Below are 5,324 nucleotides of genomic sequence, written 5' to 3'. Positions count from 1 at the left end.
GTGCTCATGGGTGGCGGGGGGCTGGGCCATGGCCGCTCAGCGCGGCAGGGCCTCTTGCTGGTTCATGGCGACCATGCCGCGCACGATGCGGTAGAGGAACCACAGCGAGATCACGCACCAGGCGATCCAGCCGGGCACGAAGAACAGCAGCCACAGCGGGGCGGTGAGCACGTACAGCACGCCGGCCCACAGCACGCTGCGGATGCGCCAGGCGAAATGCGAGGCGTGCCAGGTGCCGCTGGCGTCCGGGCGCTTGACCAGGTCGATGACCAGCGCGATCAGCAGCACCGCCACGCTGACCTGCGCCCCGGGCACCACCGCCGCAATCGCAACGATCAGGTGCAGCAGGTAGCTGACCCAGCCCCAGGCGTTGAGGCCATCGAGCGTGGCCTTGTCGACCGCGCGGACTTCGACGATGTCATCGTTCACTCGCTGTGTCCTTCCTGCGCGGCCCGTGCCTGGGCCTTGCGCAAAGCCTTTTCCTCCAGCCCGCTGGTGCCTTCACGGCGCTCCAGCTCGGCCACGACGTCGGCGGGCGTCAGCCCGTAGTGCGACAGGGCAATCATGGAGTGGAACCACAGATCCGCCACCTCGTACAGCAGCTTGCCCTTGTCGGCGCCATGGTCCACGTCCTTGGCGGCCATGACCACCTCGGTGGCCTCTTCGCCGATCTTCTTCAGAAAGGCGTCGGGGCCCTTGTGCAGCAGGCGCGCGACATAGCTTTTGTCGGGGTCGCCGCCGTTCACAGTTTTACGGCTTTCGATGACGGCCGCAAGACGCGCCAGCGCGCCTTCGACCGATGCAGGGTTGTGTGCAGACATGGTGCTTATTTGTAGATGGAGGCAGGATCTTTCAAGACCGGATCGATGGCCACCCACTGGCCGTCCCGCAGCACGCTGTAGAAGCAGGAGTGGCGGCCGGTGTGGCAGGCGATGCCGGGCGTGTGGCCCTGCTGGGTGATCTTGAGCAGGATGACGTCGTTGTCGCAGTCGATGCGCAGCTCGTGCACAGTCTGCACGTGGCCGGACTCCTCGCCCTTGGCCCACAGCTTGTTGCGCGAGCGGCTGAAGTACACGGCGCGGCCCAGCTCGGCCGTCTGCTGCAGCGCCTCGCGGTTCATCCAGGCGAACATCACCACGTCGCCCGTGGCCTGTTCCTGTGCAATCACGGGCACCAGGCCCTGGGCGTCCCATTTGACTTGATCGAGCCAGCTCATAGTCATTCCTGTTTGTATAGCTGCTTGCGCAAGCAAACCGCCACTTTCAACGATTAATCCATGGCCAACGCTGATACAACTAGCGCCAGCCGCTCATTTATTTCAACAGTGATGCCGCTGCGCGCCACCGTGGCGCGTTGCGGACCCAGCCCCTGCGGCAGCCATCGCCGCCGCACGCTGCCGCCCAGCCTCCGGCGTGGCAGCCCCACTCACAGGCGCACGGGAATGCCGCGCTCGCGCATGCGCTGCTTGGCCTGCTGCACCGTGTATTCGCCGTAGTGGAAGATGCTGGCGGCCAGCACCGCATCGGCACCGCCCTGCTGCACACCGTCGGCCAGGTGGTCCAGGTTGCCCACGCCGCCCGAGGCGATCACGGGCACGCCCACGGCATCGCTCACGGCCCGGGTCAGCGCCAGATCGAACCCGCTCTTGGTGCCGTCCTTGTCCATGCTGGTCAGCAAGATCTCGCCGGCGCCGCGCTGGGCCATCTCGGTGGCCCAGCGCACCACGTCCAGGCCCACGTTCTTGCGCCCACCGTGGCTGTACACGTCCCAGCCCGGGCCCATGGGCGTGCCGCCGGGGCCGATGCGCTGCTCGTCCTCGGGCGTGCGGCGCTTGGCGTCGATGGCCACGACGATGCACTGCGCGCCGTACTTGTCGCTGCAGGCGTTGATGGTGTCGGGGTTGGCGATGGCGGCGGAGTTGAAGCTGGTCTTGTCCGCCCCCGCGTTCAGCAGGCGGCGCACGTCTTCCACGCTGCGCACGCCACCGCCCACGGTCAGCGGGATGAAGACCTGGCTGGCCACGGCCTCGATGATGGGCAGGATCAGGTCGCGCCCGTCGCTGGTGGCGGTGATGTCCAGGAAGGTCAGCTCGTCCGCACCCTGGGCGTTGTAGCGCGCGGCGATTTCGACCGGGTCGCCCGCGTCGCGCAGTTCCAGAAAGTTGACCCCCTTGACCACACGGCCCCCGGTGACGTCCAAGCAAGGAATGATGCGTTTGGCGAGCATGAAAAGACTTTTTCTATCGGTTGAACAGCGAACACCGGCGACCGCCCCTCAGGCGACCACCTGCAAAGTTTGGGCCGCCTGCCAGCGCTGCCCCGGGTGCAGGGCCACGGGCTGGTTGATGGCGGCGGCTTCCACGCACAGCATGCGCATCCAGTCGGCGCCCTGCAGATCCGCCAGGGTGGCGCACAGGGCGGGGCCGGGGTTCCAGACCACGGTCTCGGGCCAGGCCGCATCCTGGTGGATGCGCAGCGTGCCGGCCGCATCGCGCAGCTCCAGCGGCTGGGCCGGGCGGGCGTAGACACGGTCCACCTCGGCGCCCAGCGCCACGGCGCCGGCCTGCACCTGCGGTGCAAAGTGGTGGGCCGCATCCCAGCAGGCCGCGCCGTCCAGGCCGTGCAGGGCGGCGATGTCGGCCCCCTGTACCGCCAGGTAGGTGTGTAGCGCGCCGGTGAAGGCCAAGGCGGTGCTGCCAGTGTTGGTGGCCGACAGCGTGATCTGCAGGGCGTCGGGCGACAGCGTCACCGCCAGCTCGGCCTGCAGGGCATGGGGAAAGTCCGGGTGCAGCGGCGCGGCGGCTGCCCACTGCCAGCGCGTGGTGACGGCATTGCCCTGCACCTCGGCCCCCAGCCAGTCCCAGGTGGTGCGCCGCGCCAGGCCATGCTTGGGCAGCGGGCCGCGCTGGTTGAACTGCGGAAAGCACACGGGCACACCGCCCCGGATGGCGGCCGTGCCATCCAGCACAGCACGGTCGGACAGGAACATGCGCTCCTGCCCCCGGGCGTTCCAGGACAGCACCTGGGCGCCGAAATCAGACACCCGCACGCTGTCGCCATGGGGCAGGGTGATGCGCGTGCAGCGCAGGCCGCGCCAGACTTCGCGCGCGGCGGGGGACGGGTTCATCCGGCGTCTTCTTCGTCGCCGCCGTTGAGCTGGTCGGCCAGCTTCTGGCCGGCGGCAAAGTCCAGGTCACCGGTGTAGATGGCGCGGCCGCAGATCACGCCCTCGATGCCCTCGTCCTCGACGGCGCACAGGGCTTCGATGTCCTGGATGCTGGCCAGACCGCCCGAGGCGATCACGGGGATGCGCACCGACTGCGCCAGCTTGACGGTGGCGTCGATGTTGATGCCCGACAGCATGCCGTCGCGGCCGATGTCGGTGTAGATGATGGATTCCACGCCCCAGTCCTCGAAGCGCTTGGCCGTGGGGATCACGTCCTGGCCGGTCAGCTTGCTCCAGCCGTCAACGGCGACCTTGCCGTCCTTGGCATCCAGGCCGACGATGATGTGGCCGCCAAAGGCGCTGCAGGCGTCCTGCAGGAAACCGGGGTTCTTCACCGCGGCGGTGCCGATGATGACGTACTCCAGGCCCGCGTCGAGGTACTTCTCGATGGTATCCAGGTCGCGGATGCCGCCACCTAGCTGCACGGGGATTTCACCGTCCACGGCCTTCAGGATCGCCTTGATGGCCGCCAGATTCTTGGGCTGTCCGGCAAAGGCACCGTTCAGGTCCACCAGGTGCAGACGGCGGGCGCCGGCTTCCAGCCACTTGCGGGCCATGTCAGCAGGGTCACCGAACGTGGTGGATTGGTCCATGTCACCTTGTTTGAGTCGGACGCATTGGCCGTCTTTGAGGTCGATGGCGGGAATCAGCAGCATGATGGGCTAAGGGCTTTGCCTAAGAGTTGGCCTCAGGGTGAAGTGGCCAGGGTTGAAGAAATCGGGGCTTACGGGTTCCAGTGCAGGAAGTTGCGGTACAGCTGAATGCCGTGGTCCGCGCTCTTCTCGGGGTGGAACTGCGTGGCAAAAATCTTATCGCGTGCGATGGCGGATGCAAACCGCCCCCCGTAATCTGTCTCAGCGGCGCAATGCGCGGCGTCAGCGGGTTGCGCATAAAAGCTGTGCACAAAGTAGAAGTAGGCCCCATCGGGGATGCCCTCCCACATGGCGTGGCGCACGCCGCCGGGGGCCGTGGGCACGACCTGGTTCCAGCCCATCTGCGGCACCTTGTAGCGGCTGCCGTCGGGCTGGGTGCGGCCGGCCAGGTCAAAGCGGCGCACCACCCCGGGGATCAGGCCCAGCGCCGGGGTGTCGCCCTCTTCGCTGTGGTCCAGCAGCATCTGCATGCCCACGCACACGCCGAACAGCGGCTTGGTGGCTGCGGCTTCCAGCACTGCTTCCTGCAGGCCCGAGGCCTTGAGTGCAGCCATGCAGTCACGCATGGCGCCCTGGCCGGGCAGCACGATGCGGCCGGCAGCGCGCACCTCGGCCGGGTCCTGGGTGACGATGACGCGCACGTCGGTCCCGGCGGCCGCATGCAGCACGGCCTGCGAGACCGAGCGCAGGTTGCCCATTTCGTAATCGACCACGGCCACGGTGTTGTTCATGGTACTCATAGCACTTTGCGCTGGTTGTTGCTGGTTTTCAGCAGGCTTTGGCTTGGAAACCGAGGTTTCACCAGCGCAAGCCGCTCACATTGTTCAGAGACTGCCCTTGGTCGAGGGGATCACGCCGGCCATGCGCTCGTCGCGCTCCAGCGCAAAGCGCAGGGCCCGGGCGAAGGCCTTGAAGATGGTCTCGCACTGGTGGTGGGCGTTGAAGCCCTTGAGGTTGTCGATGTGCAGCGTCACCCCGGCGTGGTTCACGAAGCCCTGGAAGAACTCGTAGACCAGCTGCGTGTCCAGCTCGCCGATGCGGCCGGCGGTGAACTTGCAGTCCAGGTGCAGGCCGGGGCGGCCCGAGAAGTCGATCACCACGCGGCTCAGGGCCTCGTCCAGCGGCACATAGGCATGACCGTAGCGGCGGATGCCCTTCTTGTCGCCCACGGCCTTGGCAAAGGCCTGGCCCAGGGTGATGCCAATGTCTTCCACGGTGTGGTGGCCGTCGATGTGCAGGTCGCCCGCACACTCGATGTCCAGGTCGATCAGGCCGTGGCGCGCGATCTGGTCCAGCATGTGGTCCAGAAAGCCGATGCCGGAGTTCAGCCGCGCCTTGCCGCTGCCATCGAGGTCCACGCGCACCTGCACGCGGGTTTCGGCGGTATTGCGCTGCACTTCGGCGACGCGGGGGTGGTGGCCCTCGGCGGTGGCGGGGGCGGTGGAG

The 5,324-nt window shown here is 67.4% G+C and carries 8 protein-coding genes; all 8 read right to left on the bottom strand.

Annotated elements, in window-relative coordinates; translation table 11 throughout:
- Window positions 1-36: 36 nt before the first annotated feature.
- The 8 genes from FYM52_RS18455 to hisB all read right to left on the bottom strand — a co-directional run bounded on the left by FYM52_RS18455 (window position 37) and on the right by hisB (window position 5,275).
- Window positions 37-429 carry a membrane protein gene (locus FYM52_RS18455; RefSeq protein ID WP_042414254.1) on the bottom strand — a complete coding sequence of 131 codons (393 nt, stop codon included), beginning with the start codon at window positions 427-429 and terminating at the stop codon, window positions 37-39.
- Window positions 426-821, bottom strand: a complete 396-nt coding sequence (locus FYM52_RS18450) for a phosphoribosyl-ATP diphosphatase (RefSeq protein ID WP_042414257.1) — start codon at window positions 819-821, stop codon at window positions 426-428. The genes FYM52_RS18455 and FYM52_RS18450 overlap by 4 nt, the downstream gene beginning before the upstream one ends.
- Window positions 822-826: 5 nt before the next feature.
- Window positions 827-1,216, bottom strand: coding sequence for a phosphoribosyl-AMP cyclohydrolase (gene hisI / locus FYM52_RS18445; RefSeq protein ID WP_042414259.1), 390 nt, complete (start codon window positions 1,214-1,216; stop codon window positions 827-829).
- A 209-nt stretch (window positions 1,217-1,425) separates the two neighbouring features.
- Window positions 1,426-2,226: an imidazole glycerol phosphate synthase subunit HisF gene (hisF, locus tag FYM52_RS18440; RefSeq protein ID WP_042414262.1), complete on the bottom strand. Its 801-nt coding sequence runs from the start codon at window positions 2,224-2,226 to the stop codon at window positions 1,426-1,428.
- A gap of 48 nt (window positions 2,227-2,274) precedes the next feature.
- On the bottom strand, window positions 2,275-3,126 hold the full coding sequence (locus FYM52_RS18435; protein WP_154165139.1) for a D-hexose-6-phosphate mutarotase: 852 nt from the start codon (window positions 3,124-3,126) through the stop codon (window positions 2,275-2,277).
- The gene (gene hisA, locus FYM52_RS18430) at window positions 3,123-3,881 is read right to left on the bottom strand and encodes a 1-(5-phosphoribosyl)-5-[(5-phosphoribosylamino)methylideneamino]imidazole-4-carboxamide isomerase (protein ID WP_042414270.1); all 759 of its coding nucleotides are present in this window, start codon (window positions 3,879-3,881) and stop codon (window positions 3,123-3,125) included. Before hisA ends, FYM52_RS18435 begins: the two co-directional genes overlap by 4 nt.
- Window positions 3,882-3,949: 68 nt before the next feature.
- A complete protein-coding gene (gene hisH, locus FYM52_RS18425; RefSeq protein WP_154165138.1) occupies window positions 3,950-4,618 on the bottom strand; it encodes an imidazole glycerol phosphate synthase subunit HisH in 669 nt (222 codons plus the stop codon).
- An 84-nt stretch (window positions 4,619-4,702) separates the two neighbouring features.
- Entirely contained in the window at window positions 4,703-5,275 is a 573-nt protein-coding gene (gene hisB, locus FYM52_RS18420) for an imidazoleglycerol-phosphate dehydratase HisB (protein WP_162524782.1), read from the bottom strand.
- Window positions 5,276-5,324 lie beyond the last annotated feature (49 nt).

It is taken from the genome of Comamonas sp. CAH-2 (assembly GCF_009668305.1).
GTDB lineage: Bacteria > Pseudomonadota > Gammaproteobacteria > Burkholderiales > Burkholderiaceae_C > Comamonas > Comamonas aquatica.
This window is presented reverse-complemented; position numbering and strand designations above follow the sequence as displayed.